The 26,309-nt window shown below is 60.5% G+C and carries 27 protein-coding genes, 1 tRNA gene, 2 rRNA genes and 1 pseudogene (1 of these 31 running past the window's edge); 10 read left to right on the top strand and 21 right to left on the bottom strand.

Annotated features, from left to right (window positions below):
• Nucleotides 1-13: 13 nt before the first annotated feature.
• From pth to VCJ09_RS04835, 3 genes are all read left to right on the top strand, one after another.
• Entirely contained in the window at nucleotides 14-604 is a 591-nt protein-coding gene (pth, locus tag VCJ09_RS04845; RefSeq protein ID WP_324733356.1) for an aminoacyl-tRNA hydrolase, read from the top strand.
• A 20-nt stretch (nucleotides 605-624) separates the two neighbouring features.
• Nucleotides 625-1,722 (top strand): redox-regulated ATPase YchF, encoded by a 1,098-nt coding sequence (ychF, locus tag VCJ09_RS04840; RefSeq protein ID WP_324733355.1) that lies wholly within the window; start codon nucleotides 625-627, stop codon nucleotides 1,720-1,722.
• 78 nt (nucleotides 1,723-1,800) lie between these two features.
• A tRNA-Met gene (locus VCJ09_RS04835) sits at nucleotides 1,801-1,877 on the top strand.
• An 83-nt stretch (nucleotides 1,878-1,960) separates the two neighbouring features.
• On the opposite strand, the gene VCJ09_RS04830 is transcribed toward VCJ09_RS04835, so the two are convergent.
• From VCJ09_RS04830 to VCJ09_RS04815, 4 genes and pseudogenes are all read right to left on the bottom strand, one after another.
• The gene (locus VCJ09_RS04830) at nucleotides 1,961-2,380 is read right to left on the bottom strand and encodes a type II toxin-antitoxin system VapC family toxin (protein WP_324733354.1); all 420 of its coding nucleotides are present in this window, start codon (nucleotides 2,378-2,380) and stop codon (nucleotides 1,961-1,963) included.
• 3 nt (nucleotides 2,381-2,383) lie between these two features.
• Nucleotides 2,384-2,620: a FitA-like ribbon-helix-helix domain-containing protein gene (locus VCJ09_RS04825; protein ID WP_324733353.1), complete on the bottom strand. Its 237-nt coding sequence runs from the start codon at nucleotides 2,618-2,620 to the stop codon at nucleotides 2,384-2,386.
• A 35-nt stretch (nucleotides 2,621-2,655) separates the two neighbouring features.
• Nucleotides 2,656-2,895 (bottom strand): annotated as a pseudogene (locus VCJ09_RS04820) (tyrosine-type recombinase/integrase); the annotation flags it as partial.
• Between the two features lie 70 nt (nucleotides 2,896-2,965).
• Complete coding sequence (locus VCJ09_RS04815) at nucleotides 2,966-3,241, bottom strand: hypothetical protein (RefSeq protein WP_324733352.1); 276 nt, start codon at nucleotides 3,239-3,241, stop codon at nucleotides 2,966-2,968.
• A gap of 344 nt (nucleotides 3,242-3,585) precedes the next feature.
• Between VCJ09_RS04815 and VCJ09_RS04810 the strand changes: the two genes are divergently transcribed.
• From VCJ09_RS04810 to VCJ09_RS04800, 3 genes are all read left to right on the top strand, one after another.
• Entirely contained in the window at nucleotides 3,586-3,813 is a 228-nt protein-coding gene (locus VCJ09_RS04810) for a hypothetical protein (protein WP_324733351.1), read from the top strand.
• 122 nt (nucleotides 3,814-3,935) lie between these two features.
• Complete coding sequence (gfa, locus tag VCJ09_RS04805; RefSeq protein ID WP_324733350.1) at nucleotides 3,936-4,514, top strand: S-(hydroxymethyl)glutathione synthase; 579 nt, start codon at nucleotides 3,936-3,938, stop codon at nucleotides 4,512-4,514.
• A gap of 241 nt (nucleotides 4,515-4,755) precedes the next feature.
• Nucleotides 4,756-5,289 (top strand): DUF3087 domain-containing protein, encoded by a 534-nt coding sequence (locus VCJ09_RS04800; protein WP_324733349.1) that lies wholly within the window; start codon nucleotides 4,756-4,758, stop codon nucleotides 5,287-5,289.
• A gap of 107 nt (nucleotides 5,290-5,396) precedes the next feature.
• On the opposite strand, the gene VCJ09_RS04795 is transcribed toward VCJ09_RS04800, so the two are convergent.
• From VCJ09_RS04795 to VCJ09_RS04770, 6 genes are all read right to left on the bottom strand, one after another.
• Complete coding sequence (locus VCJ09_RS04795) at nucleotides 5,397-6,287, bottom strand: DMT family transporter (protein ID WP_324734594.1); 891 nt, start codon at nucleotides 6,285-6,287, stop codon at nucleotides 5,397-5,399.
• A gap of 28 nt (nucleotides 6,288-6,315) precedes the next feature.
• Nucleotides 6,316-6,960 (bottom strand): carbonate dehydratase, encoded by a 645-nt coding sequence (can, locus tag VCJ09_RS04790; protein WP_324733348.1) that lies wholly within the window; start codon nucleotides 6,958-6,960, stop codon nucleotides 6,316-6,318.
• Between the two features lie 108 nt (nucleotides 6,961-7,068).
• Nucleotides 7,069-7,512, bottom strand: coding sequence for a response regulator (locus VCJ09_RS04785; protein ID WP_324733347.1), 444 nt, complete (start codon nucleotides 7,510-7,512; stop codon nucleotides 7,069-7,071).
• Nucleotides 7,513-7,599: 87 nt separating this feature from the next.
• Nucleotides 7,600-7,794: a hypothetical protein gene (locus tag VCJ09_RS04780; protein WP_324733346.1), complete on the bottom strand. Its 195-nt coding sequence runs from the start codon at nucleotides 7,792-7,794 to the stop codon at nucleotides 7,600-7,602.
• Nucleotide 7,795: 1 nt separating this feature from the next.
• On the bottom strand, nucleotides 7,796-7,933 hold the full coding sequence (locus tag VCJ09_RS04775; RefSeq protein WP_324733345.1) for a hypothetical protein: 138 nt from the start codon (nucleotides 7,931-7,933) through the stop codon (nucleotides 7,796-7,798).
• Nucleotides 7,934-7,939: 6 nt separating this feature from the next.
• Nucleotides 7,940-8,062: a hypothetical protein gene (locus VCJ09_RS04770; RefSeq protein ID WP_324733344.1), complete on the bottom strand. Its 123-nt coding sequence runs from the start codon at nucleotides 8,060-8,062 to the stop codon at nucleotides 7,940-7,942.
• A gap of 322 nt (nucleotides 8,063-8,384) precedes the next feature.
• Here VCJ09_RS04770 and VCJ09_RS04765 point away from each other — a divergent pair, with 322 nt between their 5' ends.
• Nucleotides 8,385-8,756 (top strand): hypothetical protein, encoded by a 372-nt coding sequence (locus VCJ09_RS04765; RefSeq protein ID WP_324733343.1) that lies wholly within the window; start codon nucleotides 8,385-8,387, stop codon nucleotides 8,754-8,756.
• 5 nt (nucleotides 8,757-8,761) lie between these two features.
• On the opposite strand, the gene rimI is transcribed toward VCJ09_RS04765, so the two are convergent.
• The 6 genes from rimI to VCJ09_RS04735 all read right to left on the bottom strand — a co-directional run bounded on the left by rimI (nucleotide 8,762) and on the right by VCJ09_RS04735 (nucleotide 15,197).
• A complete protein-coding gene (rimI, locus tag VCJ09_RS04760; RefSeq protein ID WP_324733342.1) occupies nucleotides 8,762-9,214 on the bottom strand; it encodes a ribosomal protein S18-alanine N-acetyltransferase in 453 nt (150 codons plus the stop codon).
• A gap of 67 nt (nucleotides 9,215-9,281) precedes the next feature.
• Nucleotides 9,282-10,076: an energy transducer TonB gene (locus VCJ09_RS04755; RefSeq protein WP_324733341.1), complete on the bottom strand. Its 795-nt coding sequence runs from the start codon at nucleotides 10,074-10,076 to the stop codon at nucleotides 9,282-9,284.
• A complete protein-coding gene (locus VCJ09_RS04750; protein ID WP_324733340.1) occupies nucleotides 10,073-11,620 on the bottom strand; it encodes a 2-isopropylmalate synthase in 1,548 nt (515 codons plus the stop codon). The genes VCJ09_RS04755 and VCJ09_RS04750 overlap by 4 nt, the downstream gene beginning before the upstream one ends.
• A 299-nt stretch (nucleotides 11,621-11,919) precedes the next feature.
• Nucleotides 11,920-13,164 (bottom strand): saccharopine dehydrogenase family protein, encoded by a 1,245-nt coding sequence (locus VCJ09_RS04745; protein WP_324733339.1) that lies wholly within the window; start codon nucleotides 13,162-13,164, stop codon nucleotides 11,920-11,922.
• Between the two features lie 29 nt (nucleotides 13,165-13,193).
• Nucleotides 13,194-14,291 carry a carboxynorspermidine decarboxylase gene (locus VCJ09_RS04740; protein ID WP_324733338.1) on the bottom strand — a complete coding sequence of 366 codons (1,098 nt, stop codon included), beginning with the start codon at nucleotides 14,289-14,291 and terminating at the stop codon, nucleotides 13,194-13,196.
• Nucleotides 14,292-14,588: 297 nt separating this feature from the next.
• The gene (locus VCJ09_RS04735) at nucleotides 14,589-15,197 is read right to left on the bottom strand and encodes a hypothetical protein (RefSeq protein WP_324733337.1); all 609 of its coding nucleotides are present in this window, start codon (nucleotides 15,195-15,197) and stop codon (nucleotides 14,589-14,591) included.
• 236 nt (nucleotides 15,198-15,433) lie between these two features.
• On the opposite strand from VCJ09_RS04735, the gene mksB reads away from it, so the two are divergent.
• The 3 genes from mksB to mksF all read left to right on the top strand — a co-directional run bounded on the left by mksB (nucleotide 15,434) and on the right by mksF (nucleotide 20,303).
• On the top strand, nucleotides 15,434-16,675 hold the full coding sequence (mksB, locus tag VCJ09_RS04730; protein ID WP_324733336.1) for an Mks condensin complex protein MksB: 1,242 nt from the start codon (nucleotides 15,434-15,436) through the stop codon (nucleotides 16,673-16,675).
• A gap of 104 nt (nucleotides 16,676-16,779) precedes the next feature.
• Nucleotides 16,780-17,475 (top strand): Mks condensin complex protein MksE, encoded by a 696-nt coding sequence (gene mksE, locus VCJ09_RS04725; RefSeq protein ID WP_324733335.1) that lies wholly within the window; start codon nucleotides 16,780-16,782, stop codon nucleotides 17,473-17,475.
• On the top strand, nucleotides 17,472-20,303 hold the full coding sequence (gene mksF / locus VCJ09_RS04720) for an Mks condensin complex protein MksF (RefSeq protein ID WP_324733334.1): 2,832 nt from the start codon (nucleotides 17,472-17,474) through the stop codon (nucleotides 20,301-20,303). The genes mksE and mksF overlap by 4 nt, the downstream gene beginning before the upstream one ends.
• 57 nt (nucleotides 20,304-20,360) lie before the next feature.
• On the opposite strand, the gene VCJ09_RS04715 is transcribed toward mksF, so the two are convergent.
• The 5 genes from VCJ09_RS04715 to VCJ09_RS04695 form a co-directional block, all read right to left on the bottom strand.
• Nucleotides 20,361-22,664 carry a PqiB family protein gene (locus tag VCJ09_RS04715; protein WP_324733333.1) on the bottom strand — a complete coding sequence of 768 codons (2,304 nt, stop codon included), beginning with the start codon at nucleotides 22,662-22,664 and terminating at the stop codon, nucleotides 20,361-20,363.
• Nucleotides 22,657-23,280 carry a paraquat-inducible protein A gene (locus tag VCJ09_RS04710; RefSeq protein ID WP_324733332.1) on the bottom strand — a complete coding sequence of 208 codons (624 nt, stop codon included), beginning with the start codon at nucleotides 23,278-23,280 and terminating at the stop codon, nucleotides 22,657-22,659. Before VCJ09_RS04710 ends, VCJ09_RS04715 begins: the two co-directional genes overlap by 8 nt.
• Entirely contained in the window at nucleotides 23,267-23,926 is a 660-nt protein-coding gene (locus VCJ09_RS04705; RefSeq protein WP_324733331.1) for a paraquat-inducible protein A, read from the bottom strand. Before VCJ09_RS04705 ends, VCJ09_RS04710 begins: the two co-directional genes overlap by 14 nt.
• A gap of 157 nt (nucleotides 23,927-24,083) precedes the next feature.
• Nucleotides 24,084-24,199 (bottom strand): 5S ribosomal RNA (gene rrf / locus VCJ09_RS04700).
• Nucleotides 24,200-24,351: 152 nt separating this feature from the next.
• Nucleotides 24,352-26,309 (bottom strand): 23S ribosomal RNA (locus tag VCJ09_RS04695); it runs 933 nt beyond the window's last position.

Genomic DNA, 26,309 nt, shown 5'->3' with positions numbered 1-26,309 from the left:
AAGGGCTCCTGACATGACTGCCGTACAACTGATCGTCGGCCTGGGTAACCCCGGCCCCGAATACGACCAGACCCGGCATAATGCAGGGGCCCTTTTCGTTGAGCGCCTGGCCAACAGCCAGGGCGCCAAGCTCAGCGTCGATCGCAAATATTTCGGTCTGATGGGCAAATTCAGCCATCAGGGTCGTGACGTTCGCCTGTTGATCCCCACCACCTTCATGAACCGCAGCGGCCAGTCCGTGGCGGCCTTGGCGAATTTCTTCCGCATCGCGCCGGAAGCCATTCTGGTGGCCCACGACGAACTCGACATGCTGCCAGGCGTCGCCAAACTCAAATTGGGCGGCGGTCACGGTGGACATAACGGACTGCGCGACATCATCGCCCAGCTCGGCAACCAGAATAATTTTTACCGCCTGCGGCTTGGCATCGGCCACCCGGGGCACAGCAGCATGGTGTCCAACTTCGTCCTCAGCCGCGCCCCGCGCAGCGAGCAGGAACTGCTCGACACCAGTATCGACTTCGCTCTCGGCGTGCTGCCGGAAATGCTCGCCGGTGATTGGAGCAAAGCGATGCACAAGCTGCACAGCCAGAAAGCCACCTCTTAACTCTCCGCGAGGGACACACCATGGGATTCAACTGCGGCATCGTCGGCCTGCCCAACGTCGGCAAGTCCACCCTGTTCAATGCCCTGACCAAGGCCGGTATCAGCGCGGAGAACTTCCCCTTCTGCACCATCGAGCCGAACACCGGCATCGTGCCGATGCCCGACGCACGCCTGGAAGCCCTGGCCGCCATCGTCAAGCCCGAACGCGTGCTGCCGACTACCATGGAATTCGTCGACATCGCCGGCCTGGTCGCCGGCGCCTCCAAGGGTGAAGGCCTAGGCAACAAATTCCTGGCCAACATCCGCGAGACCGACGCCATCGCCCACGTGGTGCGCTGCTTCCAGGACGAGAATGTTATCCACGTCTCCAACAGCGTCGACCCCAAGCGCGACATCGAGATCATCGACCTGGAGCTGATCTTCGCCGACCTCGACAGCCTCGAGAAGCAGCTGCAGAAGGTCACCCGCAACGCCAAGGGCGGTGACAAGGAGGCCGTGGCGCAAAAGGCCCTGATGGAAAAACTAATCCCGCACTTCAGCGAAGGCAAGCCGGCGCGCACCCTGCTCAAGACCCTGAGCGACGACGACAAGCAGCTGATCAAGAGCTTTCACCTGCTGACCGTCAAACCGGTCATGTACATCGCCAACGTCGCCGAAGACGGCTTCGAGAACAACCCCCTGCTCGACGTGGTGCGTACCATCGCCGACGCCGAGGGCGCCATCGTGGTGCCGATCTGCAATAAACTGGAAGCCGAGATTGGCGAACTGGAAGACGACGAGAAAGCCGAGTTCCTCGCCGACCTGGGCATGGAAGAGCCGGGCCTGAACCGGGTGATTCGCGCCGGCTACGAGCTGCTCAACCTGCAGACCTACTTCACCGCCGGGGTGAAGGAAGTCCGCGCCTGGACCGTACGCATCGGTGCCACCGCCCCTCAAGGCGCTGCGGTGATCCACACCGACTTCGAAAAAGGCTTTATCCGCGCCGAAGTCATAGCCTATGACGACTTCATCCAGTTCAAGGGTGAAGCCGGCGCCAAGGACGCTGGCAAATGGCGCCTGGAAGGCAAGGAATACATCGTCAAGGATGGCGACGTCATGCACTTCCGCTTCAACGTCTAAGCACTTGATCACACGCGAAAAATTTAGCATCTCAGGGTTGACAGAAACGTCCAATCCGCGAATAATGCGCGCCACATCGGCTACGTAGCTCAGCTGGTTAGAGCATAGCATTCATAATGCTGGGGTCCGGGGTTCAAGTCCCTGCGTAGCCACCAAACAAAACAAGGGTTTAGCGAAAGCTAAGCCCTTTTTTGTTTTCCGAAGTGACTACAGGATGCCTATAGACCGATTGACCACCTCAAGCTTCCCAAGGATTAACCACGGGAACGCCCAGGTAGTCGAAGTGACCAACTTTTCGCGTAGCGACTCGTGCATCATGCAAAGCGGCGATTGCGGCGATCTGCCCGTCAGCCATATCCACGACCTTCCCTTTCACCTCACTCTCAGCCGCTAAGCCTGCATAGTGAACCGCCGCATCTGTATCAAACGGAAGAATGCGACCGGCAAAATCCGCTTCAAACATTAGCGTCGCCAGCTCTAGCAAACCTTGCTTGCGCTTGCCGTCCGGCATCCGTGCAATGCCATAGAGTATTTCCGCCACTGTAATCGAGCTGATCACAAGCTGACTCGAAGGCTGAGCATCCACCCAGGCCAGAACCTGAGGAGATGGTTTGGCGCGCATCAGCTCAGGCAACACATTGGTGTCGAGCAGGATCATTCGTCAACGCTCGCATCGGGCCTTGTCCGTACGAGCAGGCAGCTCAATATCGGCCCCGCCAATTGCCGCGAAGCGCGAGTGAATCCGGCTACCTAACCCACCTGAGGTTTCTTGCCGAGAAAGCGCCTGACGGATGATCACCCTGGCTTCCTCCTCCATCGAACGGCCATGGCTTGCGGCAACCACGCGCAGTTGAGCCTTGAGGTCGTCGTCTAGATTTCGAATTGTGATGCTGGCCATATCACCGCCTAATGAAAGCATTGATTGCACTGCTATCACCCAGATGTATATCCGCACTGCGCAAGGGCCGACAGCCTCACAGCAGACTCCAAATGCTCTGGAGACAGATGCGCATAGCGCATGGTCATGGTGATCAGGAATGCCCGAGGATTCGTTGCAGGCTGAGGATATCCCCTCCCCCCATCATGTAATGACTGGCGCAGGATGTGGGTTAACTGCCCTGGTGCCTGGAAACCACAGTGTTCATAGGCGCTATGGAAAGCGGCACGGCAGGAAAATGCTCATCGCCGCCTTCAACGCGCGCCGGCCCTGCCACGAGCGCTGACCCTGATGCGGCACGTGGGGCTACCCCTCAGCAGATACAGCTGCCACCTCGAAACACATGCGCCATCCCTCGTTATTGATCCCGAAGCGCCCGATAGAGACCGTCCTGTCGGGGTACATCAGCTGGAACCGCTCACACAGCCTCAGCGCGACTGCATTCTTTATTTCCTGGGTGCGATCCTCGGCGGCCACATCGACATTAACGAACCGAAAATGCGCCGCAGGGGTTGGGTCAGGATCTGGCAGGCGGCCCAGCGGCATCAGCTCATCCGCGTATTCCTGTGCTGTTTTACTCACGTCGCATCTCCTGTCTAAGGGTTTAATGATGGCTGGGACCGCTGCACGAGCTGTCGCTTGCGCCTGGATTGCTGGTTGCTCCTGCCCACAGCGTGCCGATCGGCGGACAAAGCTGGCGACTCAAGGACAAGTTCGAGACGGTGCAAGTTCCCCGGAGATCGCGACTTTACTCCAATAAAGGGCTAGCGGACGGCTCGGTGTTTAACCGACGCGGGCAGTCAGCGCGGAGTTACCGGTTTTCGCCCACCCCTTACCTAGCCTTTACACCTCCCTGACCTCCTCTTACACCGGCTGGGTGTCTCATACATGCAGGGATAAACCATCCCAGATTTAAGGAGACAGTCATGCTAGCTCGTCTTGCAATGCTCGCCCTGGCGGCGGCGTTTCTGCTGATGACCGGTTGCGCCTATCACGAGTACAACGACCGCAGCAGGGACCATTACAGAGGCGCGGATCGCCATCATGTCATAGGCCATCACAAACCCAGTCAGCACAGGTATGAAGAGCAAAAGTACCAACACAACACACATCGCCAGCCTGATCGTGAGGCCCGTAAACGCAAGCATCGTTGAGATGCCACGCGCCGCCACTGCGCGGGGCTTCTGGTTTCACCTTTCCCTGCTACGCTTAAGTCTCCGCCCGGTAGGCTGATATGACAGCCCCGGACCTTCTGCAGGTTTTAAGGAGGTGGCTAATGACAAGCACATTTTCGCTTCACCCGTCGATCGACGACGGCATCCCGGCGGATGCCGAGGACTTCACTGGCGGCACGCTAGTCTGCCGCTGCACCCAGGACCCTGTCCGGGTGCAAATCGACGCGCAATCGGCCTATAACCACGCCTGCGGCTGCACCAAGTGCTGGAAGCCGAAGGGCGCCCTGTTCTCCATGGTCGCGGTGGTGCCGCGCGACAAGCTTAAGGTCACCGAGCACGCCGAGAAACTTGCGCTGGTCGATGCCCAGGCCACCATCCAGCGGCACGCCTGTAGCCAGTGCGGCGCGCATATGTACGGCCGCATCGAGAACAGCACTCATCCCCTCTACGGATTCGACTTCATCCACACGGAACTGTCCCCGGAGAAGGGCTGGTCCGCGCCACAATTCGCCGCATTCGTTTCCTCGATCATCGAATCAGGCGCCGAGCCGGCGCTCATGGATTCAGTACGTGCGCGACTCAAGGCTCTCGGCCTGGAACCTTACGACTGCCTGTCGCCAGAGCTGATGGATATCATCGCGACGCATACCGCCAAGGCCTCTGGCGTGCTGAAGTCCTGACGTAACGCGGGGGCGGAGCCACTTGCGAGCGTAAGTCGCGCTGACTCATTGCCCCCCTTACCCTGGCGGCGTTGCGTGCGCGCATCAAATTCCCCAGCCGGCTCATCTTCAGCGCCACCCAGGCGCGACCCACACAGGTAAAACCCGCACGGCCACAAGGTTAATCGCGCCAGCGCGATTGCTCTGGGTGATAATGCCCGCCAAGTTGTCATCCGCTCAACAAAGGAGTCCTGCGGGAGTGATGTTCGAGATCAAGCAGTTGAACCCTGAAGAATACCGTCAGCAAACGCGCCGCAGCACGATAACCATTGTGGTGATCTTCCTGTTGCTGGGCATGCTGCTGTCTACCACCGCCGTGCTGTTGTTCGGCGAACCCGGCGGCGATAATTTCCGCTGGAATCTGGGCGGCATTATTGCCGGGCTGCTGCTGACCGTAGCACTGGTGCGGCTCAAGTTCTGGCAGCAGCCCTGGATGGCGCCGGCGGTCTACGGCTGGCAACTCAAGCGCAGGCTGATGAGCATCACCAACGTCATGCACCACCTCACTGCCGGCGTAACTGCTCAAGATCAGACGGCGATGAAACTGCTGCGTTTCTATCACCTGGGCCTAACTCAGATGCACCAACTGGACGGCAACTCCAGCGCCCTCAGCCAGATGGTGGCGGAGATCAATCGGCACAAGGAAACCATGGAGGCTCGGGGCATGAATACCGAGCTGAAGCAAATGAACCCAGCCTGGCTTGCGGCGGTGAAGAAAGCTAACGCCGCGCGGTAAACGCGCCCATCACCAGCGAAACAGCCTACGGGTATCGCGCCGCACGACCTAACCGACCCAACCCGGCCCCTGCGGCGCGTCCCTTCCTCGCAGGCGGCATAATCACCCTATCGATCAGCCGGCTTCGGCGCCATCTGTGTGCCCAGCAACAAGCCGGCGAAGATCAACCCGCCACCCAGCCAGTGGAACGCCTGCAAGCCCTCACCCAGCAGCAGCCAGCCGAGTACGGCAGTGATCACCGGCATCAGGTAGCTGGAGAGTGCCGCCTTGGCGGCGCCGAGTACGCGCACGCCGTGATTCCAGGCGAGATAGGCGACCAGCGAGGCGAACACGGCGGTATAGGTAATCGCGCCGAGGTTGCTCAGGCTGGCGACGAAACGAGCACCCTGACTGAGCTCGTAGAGGTAGAACGGCAGGATCAGCGGCACGCCGAGCAGCATCAGCACGCCGAGCAGGGCCAGCGCCGGGATCGGTATCAGGTACTTGGCCCAGCGTCGCAGCAGCAGGGAATACAGCGCCCAGTCGGCCACGGCCAGGAGCATGATCAGGTCGCCACGGTTGAACGACAGTGCCGTCAGGGTCGTCCAACTGCCCTGGGTGATCAGCACCAGCAGGCCGATCGCGGCCAGACCCATGCCCCACCAGGCGCGGCGTTGCGGCCATTCGCCGAGCAGCAGACCGGCGCCGATGAAGGTCAGCAGCGGCAGGCAGGTGTTGACCAGGGTGATGTTGATCGCCGCGGTGGTCTGCGCGGCGCTGTAGAGCATCGAATTGTAGCCGGCGATGCCGAGGCCGCCGAGCACCAGCAGGCGCCAGCCGGCCGCACGCAGTTGCGGGCGATGACGCCACATCGGCGCTAGGACGAAGGGCAGCAGCAGGCTCAGGGCCAGGCACCAGCGCCAGAACGACAGGGCGAAGGGCGGGATCTCACCGGCGAAGGCGCGCGCCACCAGGGCGTTGCCCGACCAGCAGAGCACAGCCAGCAGCAGGCCGAGCATGGCCAGGCTGCGCGAACTGTTCGTCACCTCAGCTCTGGCCGAGCGGACGCAGGCGGTATTGCGGCGGCAGCTGTTCGATGCCACTGACGGTGACGTTGAGGTTCTTCCAGCGACCGTCCTTGATACCGTAGATGCAGCCATGTACCGACAGTTCCTGACCTCGATGCCAGGCGTTCTGCACGATGGTGGTGTGGCTGACGTTGGCCACCTGCTGGATCACGTTGAGCTCACAGAGGCGGTCGACCCGCTCTTCCTCGCTCGGCAGGGTCGCCAGGTAGTCGCGGTGCTCGTAATACAAATCGCGGATGGTCCGCAGCCAGCCGTCGATCAGGCCGAACTGGGTGTCCTGCATGGAGGCACGCACGCCGCCGCAGCCGTAGTGGCCGGTGACCAGGATGTGTTTGACCTTGAGCACGTCGACCGCGTACTGGATCACCGACAGGCAGTTGAGGTCGGTGTGCAGCACCACGTTGGCGACGTTGCGATGGACGAACAGATCGCCCGGCAGCAGACCGACGATTTCGTTGGCCGGCACCCGCGCATCGGAGCAACCGATCCACAGGTATTCCGGCGCCTGCTGGCGGGCCAGCTTGGCGAAGAACGCCGGGTCTTTCTGAGTAATCGCCTCGGCCCAGCGCGCGTTGTTGTCGAATAGTTCTTGCAGATCACCCATGCTCGCATCCTCTCGCCCAATGCCTCACCCCAGGTAAGGTGTCAGCGACTTTGACAACTCGCATGAGCCCTTGGGTCACAATGACCCCAGCAGCCGGCTGAATGCATGCTAGATTCCCAGTTCGCCTCGCAGCACCTGCAAGAGCTGAGGCAGATCGAAAGGCTTCAGAAAGAAATCCACCACATGCAATCGCATTGCTTCGATGGCGTCCCCTACCCCAGCGTCAGCGGAGACCACTATCACCGGTATCTGCCCATACTCGGAATCGCGCACCTGGCGAATTAACTCAAGGCCTTTACCATCACCACTGATGCGCAGGTCGATAATCATCAGGCCGATGTCCATGTCTGTCCGCAGTGTATCCAGTGCCCTCTGCGGACTCGAAGCGATGAGATAGCTGATACCCTCCTTGCCGAGCAACTTTGCCAGTTTACCCAGGGTATTGGGATCGTCCTCGACCAACAGAACCTTGCTCGGAACTCTATCCTGCACGCTTATGGCTTCGGCCAAGGCATTGATTTCATCCCTATCTAGAGTGGAATAATCCGACATCCCTGCACCCCCTTCGAGACAGCTCTCTTGCCTCGTTGTCCAATTGCTCACGACTTCAAACCAATCGCTCTCGATCATTTCAGGTGGTCAGCGGCAAACCAGCCAGCAGCGCCATTGCATTCTGCCAGCATAGCGGTACAACGCGGCAGGAGAAAGACTCGGCTCGCGCAACATGCGCTGCTGCGCCGGGGTCGGAATATCCGCCAGGCCATTGCCATTGAGGTCCGTCAGGCTGCGGTCATGGCCGCGCAGGCCGGAGCGGATGCCGCCCTTGTCGATCACCCTATAGAGGCAGAATGCGCCCGGCCTGGTAGTGCGCCTGCAGGCGGTGGTCTTCCTTACGCGTGGGATCGAAACTCAGATTGCTGGAAAACAGCGACACCGAGGCCTTGCCTTTAGCCCGGTAGGCGGCGCCGATCATCGCCGCCTACCCGGCCGGGCGAAAATCGAACTCATGGTGACCCAGGGTCGCGCCGTCGTAACCCAGCTCGCTCATCAGCCGCAGTTCGCCGTCAATCTCGCGGCTGACCGTATGAAACAGCCTGCCCATGCTGAAGTCGTCGCCATCGAGCAGCAGCGGTTACGCCCCGGCCGCCGCGCGCCGGGCCCTGACCAAGGGCGCCAGACCGACCAGCAACAAACAGCTGGCAACGAGTCAGGGACGGAGCAAGCGCATCGAGGCTCCTTATGCGAATGAGACGGTCGGCACCGTTTAGGTGAACGATGGGTTACCCATCAGTATGTGGCAGGCCGTGCGCTGCGGCACCGCAGACACTTGCCAATCGAGTCAGCCGCTGTGCCGACAGCGCGGCGGGAATCTTTCGCCGCAATCGGCGTCCACCTTACATAAGGCCCACCAAGGAGAGCCGCAGATGTCTCCATCCATTCACCGCGACAAACCATCGACCGGCAAACACCCGCACGAAGACCTCGACCCAGCAGACGCCCGAGAGGACTTCTCGGATGCCACGCAACCAGAAGATGAGCTGATCGAAGAGCTCGAGCACAGTCAGCGCCGCGAAGCCGGCTTGAGCGACGATTCCCCACCGGGCCACGGCCCCGACAAGGATGACCTCGACCTCGAAGACTTGATCCATGAGGATGGCGCACGCTCGCCACTCGAGGACGCCAGAGACCTGCGGGCTAACTATGCCCAGGACGAGGACGCTGGCGACCCCGCCGAAGAGCTGGAGCCGGCCGAGCAGGCGCACTCGGCCCGCGAAAAGCCCGGTGGCAGATCCTAAAGCAATCAGTCGATCAGGGTGCAGGCCATCACCAGCGCGTCCTCGCGGCCGCCCACGGCCGGGTAGTAGTCGCGGCGCCGGCCGATTTCATTGAACCCATAACGCTCATACAGGCGATAAGCCGACTGGTTGCTGGCGCGCACTTCGAGGAAGCATTCGCCGGCATTCAGTTCCATGGCGCGTTGCATCAAGCGCTCCAGCAGCAGCAAGCCGAAGCCACGGCCCTGGCTCTCCGATTTGATGGTGATGTTGAGTAGATGGGCCTCGTCGATGATCACGTTGATCACGCCGTGGCCGACCTGCTGCTGGCCGTCGAACATCACCCAGCAGTCGTAGGACTTGAGGCTGTCGAGGAAGATCCCGCGCGTCCAGGGATGGCTGAACGCTGCGTACTCGACCTTCAGCACGGCTTCGATATCCGCCTCGGTCATCGGGCGGAAAGAAATTACATCACTCATTCAGGTTGACTCGGCAGGCAGTTGATACGTAGGTGCAATGGCCGAAATCTGGCAGCGCAGGACGTGTTCAAGAGCCTGCCAGCCAGCGCTGACGCACCCGGCGCATGGCCTGCCACAGCTCGGCCTTGCGCGCGGGCTCGTCCATCAGCAATTCCAGCCCCGGCAGCGCCCAGGCCGCACCCAATTCGTCGATCTGCAACTCACGGTTGTAGAGCTCGGCATCGGCGTCGCCGGCAAAGCGGATGGCTGGCAAGCCGACCAGCCACAGGCAGCTGCAGGGTTGCTGCTCTTCCAGGCGCGCCGCGATGAAGCTCTGCACGTAATCCAGCGCGGCCTGTGGCCCCTGATCCATGCTGCCGCGCGCCAGCAATGGCCAGCGTACCGGCTCGCCGACCAATTGCGGGCTGTCCGGCAGACCGGCGGCGCGCAACAGATCCTTGAGCAGCAGGTAGGCCGGATCGCGGCCCTGCAAGGGCTCGCCGGTAGGTAGCTCGACCAGCAAGGCGCAGTCACCGGCGCGCAGCAGTTGCAGGGCGAAGCGCGGCGGCGGCGCAGCCATCGGCTTGGCCACTACGGGCGGCTCGGCCGCAGCGGCGGCATCCACTTTGGCGCCGCGGGGGACGACGCTAGGCCGTGGCACCTCGATCTTCGGCCGCTCGACTAGCGGCTCGGGCCGGCTCGGCGGCGCGGGTTCGCTGACGGGCGCGGCGACCGGCGGCGCGGCCGCGACTGGCACCTCAGGCGGTGCCGGCTGCAGCAGCTGCGGGCGTGAGGGCGCGGCAAACGGCAACTCCAGCCGTGGCAGCCAGCTGGCCACCTGCATGGCGCTCAGGTAGGCGCGACGACGCAGCTCTGCAATCAAACGTCAGCCACCTGCGGGTGAGCCTTCTGGCTGTCCTGCATCAGGTTGAGGGCGTTGATGTAGGCCTTGGCCGACGCCACCAGGATGTCGGTATCGGCGCCGTTACCGTTGACGATGCGCCCGCCCTTCTCCAGGCGTACGGTGACTTCGCCCTGGGAGTCGGTGCCCTCGGTGATGGCGTTGACCGAGTACAGTTGCAGGCTGGCCTGCGAACTGGCAATCGACTCAATAGCCTTGAAGGTCGCGTCCACCGGACCGGAGCCTTGCGCGGCCGCACGGCGCTCCTGGCCATCGACACTGACCGCGATCTGCGCCTGCGGCACTTCGCCGGTTTTGCTCGTCACTTCCAGGCTCAGCAGTTTGAAGTGCTCAGGTGCTTCGGCGGTCAGGCTGTCAGAAACCAGTGCCTGCAGGTCTTCGTCGAATATCTCGTGCTTCTTGTCGGCCAGATCCTTGAAACGGGCAAAGGCGGCGTTCAGTTCGCCCTCGCCGGCCAGGACGATACCCAGCTCCTCCAGCCGTGAGCGAAACGCCGCACGCCCGGAATGTTTGCCCATGACCATCTTGTTGGCATTCCAGCCAACCGATTCGGCAGACATGATCTCGTAGGTTTCGCGGTGCTTCAGCACGCCGTCCTGGTGGATCCCCGATTCGTGGGCGAAGGCGTTGGCGCCGACGATCGCCTTGTTCGGCTGCACCGGGAAACCGGTGATGCCGGAGACCAGGCGCGAGGTACTGAGGATGTGCGGGGTGTCGATGCGCGTATGTACGCCGAGCAGGTCTGCGCGGGTCTTGATCGCCATGACGATCTCTTCCAGCGCGGCGTTGCCGGCCCGCTCGCCGAGGCCGTTGATCGTGCACTCGACCTGACGTGCGCCTGCGACCACGGCAGCCAGGGAGTTGGCCACGGCCAGGCCCAGATCGTTGTGGCAATGCACCGAGAATACTGCCTTGTCGGCATTGGGCACGCGGTTGAGCAGCTGGCGAATGGTCTCGGCGTACTGGTGCGGAATCGCATAGCCCACGGTATCCGGAATATTGATGGTGCGCGCACCGGCATCAATCGCCGCCTCGACAATCCGGCAGAGAAAGTCGATGTCCGAACGACCGGCATCTTCGCAGGAGAACTCGACATCGGCACACAGGTTGCGCGCACGCTTGACCGCATGCACCGCCTGCTCGACCACCTGATCCGGCTGCATGCGCAGCTTGTACTGCATGTGGATCGGGCTGGTGGCGATAAAGGTGTGGATGCGCCCGCTGTTGGCGCCCTTGAGAGCTTCGGCGGCGCGATCGATGTCACCATCTAGGGCGCGCGACAGGCTGCACACGGTGCTGTCCTTGATACTGTCGGCAATCGCCTTGACCGCGGCGAAGTCACCCGGGCTGGCGATGGCGAAGCCGGCTTCGATCACGTCGACGCGCAAACGCTCCAGAGCCTTGGCGATGCGCAACTTTTCTTCACCGGTCATGGACGCGCCGGGGCTCTGCTCGCCATCGCGCAGGGTGGTGTCGAAGATAATGACGCGGTCGTTGCTGCTCATGCTGGGTTCCTCACGAATGCGCAGAAGCACAGGCCCGACGTGGGGGCCTATGTCGATAAGCTGTGATTGTCGCGTGAAATGCCGCAGGCGGGAAGCGTGGAAAGCAGCGCCACACTCCGCATCAAAGCGTAGGGCGGGTGCAACCCGCCAATGGCCAAGAGATTCCGGCGGGTTGCACCCGCCCTACCGATCGCTCTCGCGCATCGCCGCGCACTTCTGGACGCGGAGCGTCCAAGGATGAGCCTGCAAAGCCGGCACTAAAAACAAGACCCGCCGAATTGGCGGGTCTTGTTGGTCGATCAGCGCTTCTGATCCCAGGGTCGGTCGCCGTTGGCGTCCTTGATCCGGGTCGGCAGGCCCATCTCATCGAGGAGCTTGAGGAACGGCTCGGCCGGCAGCTGTTCGACGTTGGCCATGCGCGCCACGTCCCAGTCGCCACGGGCAACCAGCAGAGCAGCGGCGACCGGCGGTACGCCGGCGGTGTAGGAAATACCCTGGCTGTCGGTCTCAGCATAGGCATCGGCGTGGTCGGCAATGTTGTAGATAAACAACTCCACCGGCTTGCCGTCCTTGCTGCCCTTGACCAGGTCGCCGATGCAGGTCTTGCCGCTGTAACTCGGCGCCAGCGAGGCCGGATCCGGCAGCACGGCCTTGACCACCTTGAGCGGCACCACTTCAAGGCCTTCGGCGGTTTTCACCGGTTGCTCGGAGAGCAGGCCGAGGGTGTTCAGCACGGTGAAGACGTTGATGTAGTGCTCGCCGAAGCTCATCCAGAAGCGCACGTTGGGTACGTTCAGGTGCTTGGACAGCGAGTGCACTTCGTCATGCCCGGTCAGGTACAGATTCTGCTCACCGACCACCGGCAGGTCGTCGCTACGCTTGACTTCGAACATGCTGTTGCTGGTCCACTGGCTGTTCTGCCAGCTCCAGACTTGTCCGGTGAATTCACGGAAATTGATTTCCGGATCGAAATTGGTGGCGAAGTACTTGCCGTGGGAGCCGGCGTTGACGTCGAGGATGTCGATCGACTCGATGCTGTCGAAGTACTGCTGCTGCGCCAGTGCGGCATAGGCATTGACCACGCCCGGGTCGAAACCGACACCGAGGATGGCAGTCACGCCTTTTTCCTGGCATTCGGCCAGGTGCTTCCACTCGTAGTTAGCGTACCAAGGCGGCGTTTCGCAGACCTTGCCCGGTTCTTCGTGGATGGCGGTATCAAGGTAGGCGGCGCCGGTATCCATGCAGGCGCGCAGCACCGACATGTTGAGGAAGGACGAACCCACGTTGATGACGATCTGCGATTGGGTCTCGCGGATCAGTGCCTTAGTTGCTTCTATATCCAGCGCATTGAGGGCATAGGCCTGGATTTCGGCCGGCTGCTTCAAGCTGCCTTTGGCCTTTACGCTGTCGATGATGGCCTGGCATTTGGAGATGTTGCGCGACGCGATAGCAATACGACCGAGTTCGTCGTTGTGCTGCGCGCACTTGTGGGCCACCACCTTGGCGACACCTCCTGCACCAATGATCAGAACATTCTTCTTCAATTTCTTTATCTCTCCTTTAACCGCCGCCTTCAGGACAGGCTGGACAGGTAGTCGTCGAATCCAAACTCACGAACAACCTCGACGCTGCCGTCGAGCTGTCGCACTGCAATAGACGGCATTTTAAGCCCGTTAAACCAGTTTTTCTTGACCATGGTGTAACCCGCTGCGTCGATAAACGACAACCGATCGCCGATGGTTAGCGGACGATCGAAGCGGTATTCGCCGAAAATGTCCCCCGCCAGACAGGATTTACCGCACACCATGTAGCTGTGCTCGCCGTCACAGGGGGCCATCTTGGCGTCCAGGCGGTAGATCAACAGATCGAGCATATGCGCTTCGATGGAGCTGTCGACCACAGCCAGGTGCTTACCGTTGAACAGGGTGTCGAGCACCGTGACTTCCAACGAGGCGCTCATGGTGATGGCGGCCTCACCGGGTTCCAGATAAACCTGCACGCCGAAACGCTCGGAGAAAGCCTTGAGGCGCGCGCAGAACTGCTCCAGCGGATAGCCGTCACCGGTGAAGTGAATGCCGCCGCCCAGGCTGACCCACTCGACCTGATGCAGCAAGTGGCCGAAGCGCTCTTCGATGGTACTGAGCATCTGCTCGAACAGCTCGAAGCTGTCGTTCTCGCAGTTGTTGTGGAACATGAAGCCGGAAACCTTATCCATCACTGTGGCGATTTTTTCCGGGTCCCACTCGCCCAGGCGGCTGAACGGGCGCGCCGGGTCGGCCAACAGGTAATCCGAGCTGCTCACCTGCGGGTTGACCCGCAAGCCACGTATCTTGCCGGCAGACGCCTCGGCGAAGCGCTCGAGCTGGCCGATCGAGTTGAAGATGATCTTGTCGCAGTTGGCCAACATCTCGTCGATTTCATCGTCGGCCCAGGCCACGCTGTAGGCGTGGGTTTCGCCAGCGAACTTCTGTCGACCGAGCTTGAGCTCATACAGCGACGATGAGGTGGTGCCGTCCATGTACTGCTGCATCAGGTCGAATACCGACCAGGTGGCAAAGCACTTGAGCGCCAACAGCGCCTTGGCGCCGGAGTGCTCGCGGACGTAGGCGATCTTCTCGAGATTGCCCAGCAGCTTTTGCTTGTCGATGAGGTAGTACGGCGTCTTGATCATCTGTGTGCCTATACAAGGTATAGCCGGCAGGAAATCAGCGGTGCCAACCCCCTCCCCAAAAAGTGGAGGCGAATTGTGCCGATAACCGACGCATATCGAAAGAGCCATGGACATATTTCGTCGGTCAACCGACCGTTGGCGACGCTTTATCGCAAGGCCGGCCAGCCGCAGCCCAGCTGGAGCGCTCGTGGCGCAATGTGCAGGCGCCCGACAGGATGAACGGCATGGATGACCAATGGGTGACTGCAATGTGCCACTGAGCCTGTCCAATTGCTGGCAATTGTGGCGTCAGACGGCTCAGGTCTGGCGAAACAACCCGAGCAGGTGGCGGGCAATGGCACCCTTGATCGCGTTGATGCTCGACGGCGAGCAGTGCGCCAACTGGACGAGGTTGATCCGGTGCAGGTGCAGCGACGGCATGCGCGTCTCGAAGCCGCGCAGATCTTCCTTGATCAACACCGGCAGGAACCACTCGCCCCTGGCCCGAGAGCGCTGGATCAGCAACCTGAGCCCATCCTGAAACGGCAACTCCGTGGAGGCCACCAGACGATTGTGGCTGGGGATTTTCAAGTACAGACCTGGGTAACCCAGGGTTTCACCCGGCAGAATATGGATACCGGTGGGTTCTACCGCATGGGCCGGGATGTCATGGAAGGTTTCGTTCCAGCAGCGCTCGTCCGGGAGGATGGTGATATCGCCATGATCGCTCGGCGGCACCACGAAGCTGTAGTTGCTGTAGAGCGTTGCCGCATAAGCCGAATAGACACACAGGCGGTTCTCGAAGCGCTGCAGAAAGGCAATCGCCTCGCGGCGGTCGGTGATGGCGCCGAGGTCCCAGGTCAGATCACACTGATCCTGCAATTCGCACCAACAGGCAGCGATATAGGCAGCGGAGGTGAACGGCATAGGCTCGATCCCGGCGTGGTGTTTGATCTGCTATCGCAGAAAACATGCCAGTAAATTCAACCACTTGAATAGGGCTCCCAGCGCGTCAAGATCACCGAACAACGGTTGCGGCGGTCGCAAACTGCCGCATTGCGTCACCTGCACGCGCAAAGCGCCTCCGATCGGTTCGGGCTCAATCGATTGTCGGCCGATGCAGTACAATCGGCGTTTTTCCCAGATTGAGCGACCGGCTTTCGATGATCGACCCCAAGCGCGTATTGCGCGCCCTTGCCGAACACTGGACGTTGCTCGAACCGCTCTGCGAGCGGTTCGATAGCGGCACCCTGAGCCTGGTCGAGCTGCGCAAGCAACTCACGGCGCAGTTGCCGGACAGCACGCCGGTGGACATTACCGCCCTGCTCGACCAGTGGATCCGCCTGGATATCTTGGTGCCGGTGGCCAAGAGCCCCAACCGCTTCGAGCTCAACGCGCAGATCCACGACTTCCTTGCCTACCTGCGCCGCGAACATCGCCTGGGCCTGTGCCTGGAGATCGAGGCCTACTTGCGCCATCTGGAGCGCCTGGCCGGCTATATCAAGGATGCCTTCGAGGTACGTGACGCGGCCGACCTGGCGCGGCAGTTGCGCCTGCTGGATATGCGCGTGCGTGACGTGCTGAAGAAGCTGGCCAACGACGAACAGGCGCTGGTCGCCGTGGCCGAACGGGCCAAGACCAGCGACCGGCAGATCCCCCTGCGTCAGCGTTACGCCGAAGTGCTGGCGACCTGGGACGAATATGTCGAACCGATGATCCAGCTGGTCGCCGCCGACGGCGCCTTCGAGCAGGGTGTCTATCGGGTCGAACATGTACTGCTGCGCCTGCTCAGCGAACAACAGCGCCTCGGCCAGCTGGTCGACGATGACCTGCTGCTGCGCACCCACGCACGCATCCTGGAGATGCAGACCACCGCCCAGCTGACCCTGCGCCGCGCCCGCGAGTTGCTCCTGCCGCTGCGCGAGGAAGCCCGCCGGCACAACGCCGTGACCCGCGGCGCAGCCCTGGCCCTGGCGGCTATTCGGCGTAAAGGCTTGGACGCGGTGCCGCAGGCCTCGCTGCCGCTGTTCAGTCGTCCGCAGAGCACCTTTCTCGGTACGGCGTCGCAGGTCGAGGCTTATGTCTATGCGTTGGCACGCTTCGAACCAAAACCGGCGCAGTTCCCCAAGGCCAGTACCACACGCAAGGGCGAAACACCCCGCGCGCCACGTACCGCGCGGGAGATGCTCGAGCGCTGCGAACAAGCCCTGCCGTTACCGGACTTGATGGGTTGGCTGCTGCAGCAGGAGCCCGAAGGGGCCACCGACGAGCTGCTGTATTGGTTCTCGCGCCTGTCCCGCGATGCCCGTTTCCAGCGCGAGCGCCTGCAGCGCCGTGACTATTTGACCGCCGAACACCAGCTCAGCCTGAGCTCCTATGCCCTGATGGCCAGCACCCATGGTTAACCCCTGCTTGCCCACCATCCTGCGCCATCAACTTTCCGCTGGAAAACGCTTCGCGGATTTCCACCGGGCGGCCATCAACCCTACGAGCCAGTGCGAGTGACCGCATGAATATCGACCTGAAAGAACTGACCCAACTGGCACCGATCTTCCGCGAGCTATTCAAGGGCTATCACGTCAGCCGCCGCGACCCGGAGCTGTACGCCCAGCTGTCCAACCTGCAGGACCAGTACCGCGCGCTGTTCAAGGCGCTCGGCTATGAGCTGATCTGCGACAGCCGTGGCTTCTACTATTTCGTCCCCGAGCAGATGGGCGCCCAGGTCAACAAGACCGCCCAGCGCCTGGCGCTGTTCACCTTCATCCTCGTTGAACATTTAGCCGATCAGGGCCGCGACCCGTTGGCAGTACTCGACGGTGGCAGCCTCGGCCGCGATGAACTGCCGCCGCTGCTGGAAAAATACCGTGATCTGTTCCTCCAGGCCGAAGTTACCACCATCGAGGAGTTGGAAGAAAAGATCATGCGCCGCCTGAACCAGCTGGGCTTTACCGGCGAAGAAAACGGCGTCTACCGCTTCCTCGCACCGATGCACCGCTTCCTCGATGTCTGCCTGAGTGTGCAGCAGGATCGCGACCTGGCCGCCACCCTGCATAGCGCGCAGCCACTGCCGACCCCAGTGCTACTGGACGATGAGCCAGAGGATGCAATCATCATTCTCGCCGAAGATGAGCCAGACCTCAGCGAAGAGGATGCCCTGGCCCGCGCCATGGCCGCCGAACGCGCCGTACAGGAGATAGATGCATGAGCCAGGAACGCTACGGCATCCGCCGCTTTGCCCTGCTGAACACCGCCGGCTACAGCCTCGGCCTGTTTCCGCTGGAGAACCCGCTGTCGGTGTACGGCGCCAACAACCTAGGCAAGTCCGCCTCGATCAACGCCCTGCAGTTCCCGATTCTGGCACGCATGTCGGACATGAGTTTCGGCAAGTACAGCCTGGAACAATCGCGCAAGTTCTACTTCGCCACCGATACCAGCTACATCCTGGTGGAAGTCGCCCTGCCCCACGGCCCCCATGTCATCGGTGTGGCCGGGCGCGGGCCGGGGGGCGGTTTCGGCCACCAGTTCTTCGCCTACCAGGGCGAGCTGAACCTGGCTCACTACCAGACCAATGGCACCTGTCTGCGCCAGCGCGAGCTGTTCAATGCCCTGGATCGCGACGGAATCAAGGCCTATGAACTCAAGCCGGACGAGCTGCGCCGCCTGCTGGTCGGCGGCCACACCTCGATCCCGCTGGACCTGACCCTGATCCCGCTGCGCTCCACCAGCGAGCAGAGCCTGAAGACCTTCCGCGCCCTGTTTATCAACCTGTTGCATATGCGCGAAATCACCGCGGCCAAGCTCAAGCAGCTGTTCCTCGATGCCTTCGAGCACAGCCTGCGCTCCGGTAGCGTCGACTATATCGCCGCCACCGAAGAAGCCTTCCGCGATGTGCGGCGCATGGAGCAGGACTACCAGGCGCTGGTCAGCGCCGGCCCCTTGATCGAATCCCTGGCCGCTGGCGTCGCCCAGCGCGAACAACTGCGCGGCAAGCTGCATCGCCTCTCACCGCTGCTCGATTCCCTGCTCGGCACCTGGCAGGACTACGCCGGCGCGCGCCGTGAGGAACTGGTAATCCAGGCCGAGCACTACCAGGGCGAGCAGGATGGCCTGCAACAGCAACAACGTGGCGACACCGCCGAGCTGATGCGCATGGAACGTGAAATCAGCGAGATCCAGCGCTGGCTTGGCGAGCTGTCCGTACTGAAAAACCGCTTCGCCCTGGTCAGCGACGCGCACGTGCTGGAGGCGCAGCTGCTCGCCGCCAAGGACGCCCACGACGAACTGGCTGGTGCTCTGGCGCAATCACGACAATTCTCCAGTGAAGACCTCGAGGAGCGCCTGCGCGATCTGGAAAAGCGTCTCAAGACGGTCAAGCTGCAACTCGATCACGCCGACAACAACAGCTACTCGCGCCTGCGTGAGGAATTCAGCCAGGCCGATGTCGATCGCCTGATGCGCCTGTTCAACGGCCAGCTGTTCAGCCTGCCTTTAGGCGAAAAAGGCATTCAGCTGGACCACGGCGATACCTGGGTGAAATCTCTGGAAGCCGTGCTGGAGAGCTTTAAGGGCGAGCGCTTCGAAGTACCTGGCCTGTCCATCGACCTCAGTCATATCGAGCCACCTGCCCTGCAAGCCCTGGCTGACCGCGCCGCCCTGCGTGATCAGAAAGACCGCCTTGACCGCGAGTACAAGCAGCTCAAGACCCAGCAAGCCGTCGCGGCCGACCGCGCCGCGAGCAAGGCCCAGGCCGAGCATCTGTACAAGGCCGTGCTGGATGCGCAGAAAGCCCTGGAAGACTTCCGCCGCAGCCAGACCCTGGCAGTGGAAGAAGACAGCAAGCTGGAACAACTGGCGCAACTGGAAGCGGCGCAAGACGAACTCAAGCGCAGCAGCGATGCCTTCACCGAACGGGTGCAGCAACTGTCCGCCAAGCTGCAACTGGTCGGCCGGCAGCTGGCCGACCTGGAAGCCAAGCAGCGCACCCTGGAAGACGCCTTGCGCCGTCGCCAGCTACTGCCGGCCGATCTGCCCTTCGGCGCGCCCTTTACCGATCCGGTGGACGACTCGCTGGACAACCTGCTCCCCCTGCTCAACGACTATCAGGACGCCTGGCAGGGCCTGCAGCGGGTCGACGGGCAGATCGAGGCGCTGTATGCCCAGGTACGCCTGAAAGGCGTGGCCAAGTTCGACAGCGAGGACGACGTCGAGCGCCGCCTGCACCTGCTAGTCAACGCCTACGCCCATCGCCAGGACGAAGCCCTGACACTGACCAAAGCTCGCCGCGCCGCCGTCACCGATATCGCCCGCACCCTGCGCAATATCCGCAGCGATTACGACAACCTGGAACACCAGCTGGCCCTGTTCAACCGCGAGATCAACAAGCGCCAGGTCTCCAACCTGGAAAGCTTCCGCATCGTCCTGGCGCCGAACAAGGACGCCCTCAAGCACATCGATCAGATCATCCACAGCGCCGGCCAGTACGAGCAAGGCGAGACCCTGTCGGTATTCGACCTGCAGCAGAGCAGCGCTCAGGACAGCAAGAACGAGGAGGCCAAGGAATACCTGGCACGCCTGGTCGCGGCCAATCACAACCAGCTGGGCTTGAAAGATCTGTTCGAGCTGGCCTTCGAGATCACCAAGGTGCATGGCCAACCGGTGACCCACACCGACATCGACGGCGCTGCCTCCAACGGCACGACCATGACCATCAAGGCGCTGACCAACATGTACTTGTTGCTGCACCTGATGGATCGTGATCAGGCTGGACGCATCCGCCTGCCCTACTACCTGGATGAGGCGGCGGACATCGACGAGAAGAACCAGCAGGCGCTGATCGAAACCAGCCTGCAACTGGGTTTCGTGCCGATCCTCGCCTCGGTCAAGCCGCAGGTCTCGGCCCACGTGGCCATCGACCTGGAAGGCGGCAGCGGGCCGAACGGCATCTACATCGACGAAGCGGACTGGAAATACATCCAGCGTCGGGAGACCAGCACCCTGCAGGTCCAGCCCGTCCCGGCTGTCGAGCCGGCCTGAAGCAGCAACCACAAACGACTAGGGCCGCACATGCGGCCCTGGCTGTATGCGACTTGCCTATTTCGGCAAGGCGATCTTCGGCGCCCAACCCAGCCACTCGTCCTGTGGCTCGTCGAACAGGGCAAAGGTCTGTCCGGGCCTGGCCTGGTGAGTCATGGGCTCGAGATCCGGGGTCGCGAACGCCACGCCGCCCTCGATCAGGGTTTCCAGGGATTCGCTACGCACCTTCACGCCCTTGAACAGGCCCGCCTCGAAACCAACGCCCGAGGTATTCCAAAAACGGCTACCGGTGCGCACCAGATCGGCATAACGCGGTTCGATGAGGATATGAATCAGTACCCGGTCCGCCGTCGGTCCGAGTTCATAGCCGGTCACCTTGCCCACCGGGACTTCCCGATAGCTCACCGGCACCCCGGCTTTCAGCGAACTGCGCCGCGCAGCGCTGAGTACCAGACGCAGACCGAGTTCCTCCACCACCTGACTCGGCGGACGGGCCAGCGCGATGAATTCGACCTGCCGGGCCGCGCCCTTGGGCGCCGGCAACACTTCCAGGTACTGGCCACTGACCAGGGTGTCCAGGTTGGTCACACGGGTCAGGCTAAACTCAGGCTTGACCACCCAGAACTGCGTACCCACTCGCGCGATCTGCTCAGTCGCCAGAGTCACTCGGGCACGCAAAACCACAGCCTGCAGGTCATCGCTGAGCTCAATACTGTCGACCTTGCCGACATCCAGACCTCGGTAGCGAATCGCGGTGCCTGGGCTCAGGCCATCACCACGTTCCGTTTGGATGGTAATTGCCACGCCATCCTGCATGGCCGCCTCGCGGCTGGCATGGAGGCTGAAGCGTGGCACTCGCTTGCGTACTGCAGGCGCCCGCAGATCCGGGGTTTCAAACACGATGCCACCAGACAACAGGGTCTGCAGCGATTCACTCTTGACCTCGACCCCGGACAAACCGCCTTTCAAGGTAATCCCACTGGCATTCCAGAAGCGCGTTGAACTGTTCACCAGATGCGCGTACTCAGGCTCGACGTGCAACCCGAAGACCACCCGTCGATTGTCGCGAGCGAGCTGAACGCTCTGCACCGAGCCGACAGGGACCTGCTTGTAGAGGATCGGGCTACCGACTTCCAGCGAACCACGACTGTCGCTGAACAGCACCATGTGCAGGCCGGGCGCATCCAGATTCAGCGGCGGTGCCTTGGGCCGCGCCACGAAATCGCGTTTGGCCGCCGCACCCTTTTCGCCGGGGCGTACGGCGATGTAATTTCCTTTGACCAGTGCTTCCAGGCCAGTGATGCCAGCCAGGGAAATCGACGGTTTGACCACCCAGAATTCGGTACCTTCAACCAGATAGTCTTCAGTGCGTGGATCGAGGGTCAATTCGGCCAAGGCACCGGTCAAATCGTCATTGACCTTCAGCGTCTTCAAGGTGCCGGCCTGTATGCCGTTGTACATAACCGGCGTGCGCCCGGCCTGCAAACCTTCGAAATCGGTCATCTTGACCTGCACCCTGATGCCGGCCTGGGCTGCCTCAAAATCTTCATACAGACGAAATGGAATGCTCGGGTCAGTCGCCGGGCTATCTTTCCGATGCTCGGGCGTGGCGAAAGCAATGCCGCCCGCCACTATGCTGGCCAGCGACTCGCTGCGCAGCTTGAAACCCGACAAACCGGCGTCGATGCTGATGCCGCTGGCATTCCAGAAACGTGTATGTTTACGCACCAAAGCGGCATAAGTCGGCTCTATGTAGAGCTTAACCTCGACCGTGCTCTGATCCTTGGCGAGGGCATAGCTTTTCACCCGGCCAACCTGAATCTGTTTATAGAACACCGGACTGTCGCGATTCAACGAGCCGAGGCGTTCAGCTTTCAGGGTCAGATGTAACCCCGGCCTGTCATCCGATAAAGGGGGCGGCTCGGCCAACGCCTCGAATTCCAGAGCCGGCTCGCCATCGCCAGGGCTGACCGCAATGTAATTACCCGACACCAGGGTCTCCAGCCCGGTGATACCAACCAGACTCACGCTAGGTTTGACCAGCCAGAAGCGCGTGTTGCTGCGCAAATACGGTTCTACTTTCTTGTTCATTTCCACAGTGGCAACAACCCCGAGGTTTTCACCGCTGTCATCCAGGGCCATCGCCTTGACCTTGCCGATCGCCATGCCCTTGTAGATGACCTCAGTCTTACCAGCCTGAATACCCTCCCCTCCCGGGAAAACCACTTGGATTTCGATCCCAGCCTGACTGTAGGCCTGCCAACCCAACCAGGCACCAATCAGCAAGGCAATCAATGGCAAAACCCAGATCGCCGACCAGTTGGAAGCAGGACGGGTTTTCGCCGTCGGTAGATCAGTCATGGTTGTCATCCGAGTCGGTGTTATCCCAGATCAAACGGGGATCGAAAGTTAAAGCCGCAAGCATCGTCAGAATCACCACACTGGCGAAGGCAATCGAACCGAAACCTGGCTCGATACTCGCCAGGCTGCCGAACTTGACTACCGCTACGAGAATCGCGATGACAAAAATATCCAACATCGACCAGCGACCAATCCACTCGATAAAGCGGTACACGAGTATTCGCTGACGCGCCGACATCGGCTGGTGCCGCTGCACCGAATACAGCAGCAAGGCAATGCCCGTCAACTTGAATATCGGCACCAGAATACTGGCAATGAACACCACGGCAGCAATCGGCAGCATACCGAGATGCACCAGTTCGATGATGCCCGACATGATAGTGTCGGACTGCCCCTTGCCCAGCGAATTGACGGTCATGATCGGCAACAGATTGGCGGGGATGTACAGCAGCGCCGCCGTCAGCAGCAATGCCCAAGTACGAACAAGACTGTCCGGACGACGGACATGAATAACGCCCCCGCAGCGCGAACAGAACTGTTTGCGACTATCGGGCTCCTGTTTATTCAGCATATGGCATTCGTGGCACAACAACAGCCCCGCATCAATTGCTCTCATGTGCGTCTTCCCCGGATAACGCCTGCCAAATCTGATGCGGGGCCATAGTCACCTCCAGCCACACTTGGACCAATAACAAGCCCACGAAACACACCAAACCGATCCCCAGGCTCAAGTCGGCAATATCAGCCAACTTGACGATCGCCACCAGGATGCCCATCAGGTAGACCTCGAGCATGCCCCAATCACGCAGGTGATGATAAATCCGGTAGAACAGCAAGCCATAACCACGGCCAATGTTCCAGGCAATGCTCAGCAACACCAGCAACTGGCAAAGCAGCTTGAGCAACGGCACCGCCATGCTGCAGAGAAAGACCACTATGGCTACGCTCTGCATGTCGCTTTGATACAGGCTGACCACACCACTCCATAGCGTGTCCTCGCTGGTCTGACCGAGCAAGTTAAGCCGCATGATCGGCAGGAAATTAGCAGGGATGTAAAGCAACAGGGCGGCAAGCACCAGAGCCAGGCTACGTCTTACCACGTGATTGCGCTGGGAATAAAGCTCGTAGCCGCAGCGCGGGCAATCAGCCCGTTCACCATCCGCCAGTTGCGGCCGGTGCATCAAGAGGTCGCATTCATGGCAAGCAACCAACTCATCCAGTGGAAGCGCCGATAGGTCATGAGTGCCAGTCGAGTCGGCCATTTGCAAAGGCTCGTGCGAAGTGAATAACTATTCTAGACGAGTGGAGCACAGAACAGCTCACTCCGGTACCGCCCGATGGGTTACCGATGATTAGTCTTTTCTGCCCACAAAGACAAACCCCCCACCCGTTTTCACGGATGGGGGGTTTGGAATACAAGCTTGACGATGACCTACTCTCACATGGGGAAACCCCACACTACCATCGGCGATGCATCGTTTCACTACTGAGTTCGGGATGGGATCAGGTGGTTCCAATGCTCTATGGTCGTCAAGCAATTCGGGTGGAACATCGTGCTTCTTTTATCAAGAAGGACGCGGCTCCAAATTGGGTATGTGATAAAGGGTAGTGCGTGGTCCTGCAAATTTTCGGCGTGTTGTCGACTTCGATCGTCTAGCACACAAACAGCAAATTGTTTGGGTGTTATATGGTCAAGCCTCACGGGCAATTAGTATTGGTTAGCTCAACGCCTCACAGCGCTTACACACCCAACCTATCAACGTCGTAGTCTTCGACGGCCCTTTAGGGAACTCAAGGTTCCAGTGAGATCTCATCTCGAGGCAAGTTTCCCGCTTAGATGCTTTCAGCGGTTATCTTTCCCGAACGTAGCTACCCGGCAATGCCACTGGCGTGACAACCGGAACACCAGAGGTTCGTCCACTCCGGTCCTCTCGTACTAGGAGCAGCCCCTCTCAAATCTCAAACGTCCACGGCAGATAGGGACCGAACTGTCTCACGACGTTCTAAACCCAGCTCGCGTACCACTTTAAATGGCGAACAGCCATACCCTTGGGACCGGCTTCAGCCCCAGGATGTGATGAGCCGACATCGAGGTGCCAAACACCGCCGTCGATATGAACTCTTGGGCGGTATCAGCCTGTTATCCCCGGAGTACCTTTTATCCGTTGAGCGATGGCCCTTCCATACAGAACCACCGGATCACTAAGACCTACTTTCGTACCTGCTCGACGTGTCTGTCTCGCAGTCAAGCGCGCTTTTGCCTTTATACTCTACGACCGATTTCCGACCGGTCTGAGCGCACCTTCGTACTCCTCCGTTACTCTTTAGGAGGAGACCGCCCCAGTCAAACTACCCACCATACACTGTCCTCGATCCGGATAACGGACCAGAGTTAGAACCTCAAGGTTGCCAGGGTGGTATTTCAAGGTTGGCTCCACGCGAACTAGCGTCCACGCTTCAAAGCCTCCCACCTATCCTACACAAGCAAGCTCAAAGTCCAGTGCAAAGCTATAGTAAAGGTTCACGGGGTCTTTCCGTCTAGCCGCGGATACACTGCATCTTCACAGCGATTTCAATTTCACTGAGTCTCGGGTGGAGACAGCGCCGCCATCGTTACGCCATTCGTGCAGGTCGGAACTTACCCGACAAGGAATTTCGCTACCTTAGGACCGTTATAGTTACGGCCGCCGTTTACCGGGGCTTCGATCAAGAGCTTCGCGTTAGCTAACCCCATCAATTAACCTTCCGGCACCGGGCAGGCGTCACACCCTATACGTCCACTTTCGTGTTTGCAGAGTGCTGTGTTTTTAATAAACAGTCGCAGCGGCCTGGTATCTTCGACCGGCGTGGGCTTACGCAGTAAATGCTTCACCCTCACCGGCGCACCTTCTCCCGAAGTTACGGTGCCATTTTGCCTAGTTCCTTCACCCGAGTTCTCTCAAGCGCCTTGGTATTCTCTACCTAACCACCTGTGTCGGTTTGGGGTACGGTTCCTAGTTACCTGAAGCTTAGAAGCTTTTCCTGGAAGCATGGCATCAACCACTTCGTCGTCTAAAAGACAACTCGTCATCAGTTCTCGGCCTTAGAATCCCGGATTTACCTAAGATTCCAGCCTACCACCTTAAACACGGACAACCAACGCCGTGCTGGCCTAGCCTTCTCCGTCCCTCCATCGCAGTAACTAGAAGTACGGGAATATTAACCCGTTTTCCATCGACTACGCATTTCTGCCTCGCCTTAGGGGCCGACTAACCCTGCGTCGATTAACGTTGCGCAGGAAACCTTGGTCTTTCGGCGTGGGTGTTTTTCACACCCATTATCGTTACTCATGTCAGCATTCGCACTTCTGATACCTCCAGCAAGCTTCTCAACTCACCTTCACAGGCTTACAGAACGCTCCTCTACCGCTCATCCTAAGATGAACCCGTAGCTTCGGTGTATGGTTTGAGCCCCGTTAAATCTTCCGCGCAGGCCGACTCGACTAGTGAGCTATTACGCTTTCTTTAAAGGGTGGCTGCTTCTAAGCCAACCTCCTAGCTGTCTAAGCCTTCCCACATCGTTTCCCACTTAACCATAACTTTGGGACCTTAGCTGACGGTCTGGGTTGTTTCCCTTTTCACGACGGACGTTAGCACCCGCCGTGTG

Source organism: Pseudomonas paeninsulae, assembly GCF_035621475.1.
Lineage (GTDB): Bacteria > Pseudomonadota > Gammaproteobacteria > Pseudomonadales > Pseudomonadaceae > Aquipseudomonas > Aquipseudomonas paeninsulae.
This window is presented reverse-complemented; position numbering and strand designations above follow the sequence as displayed.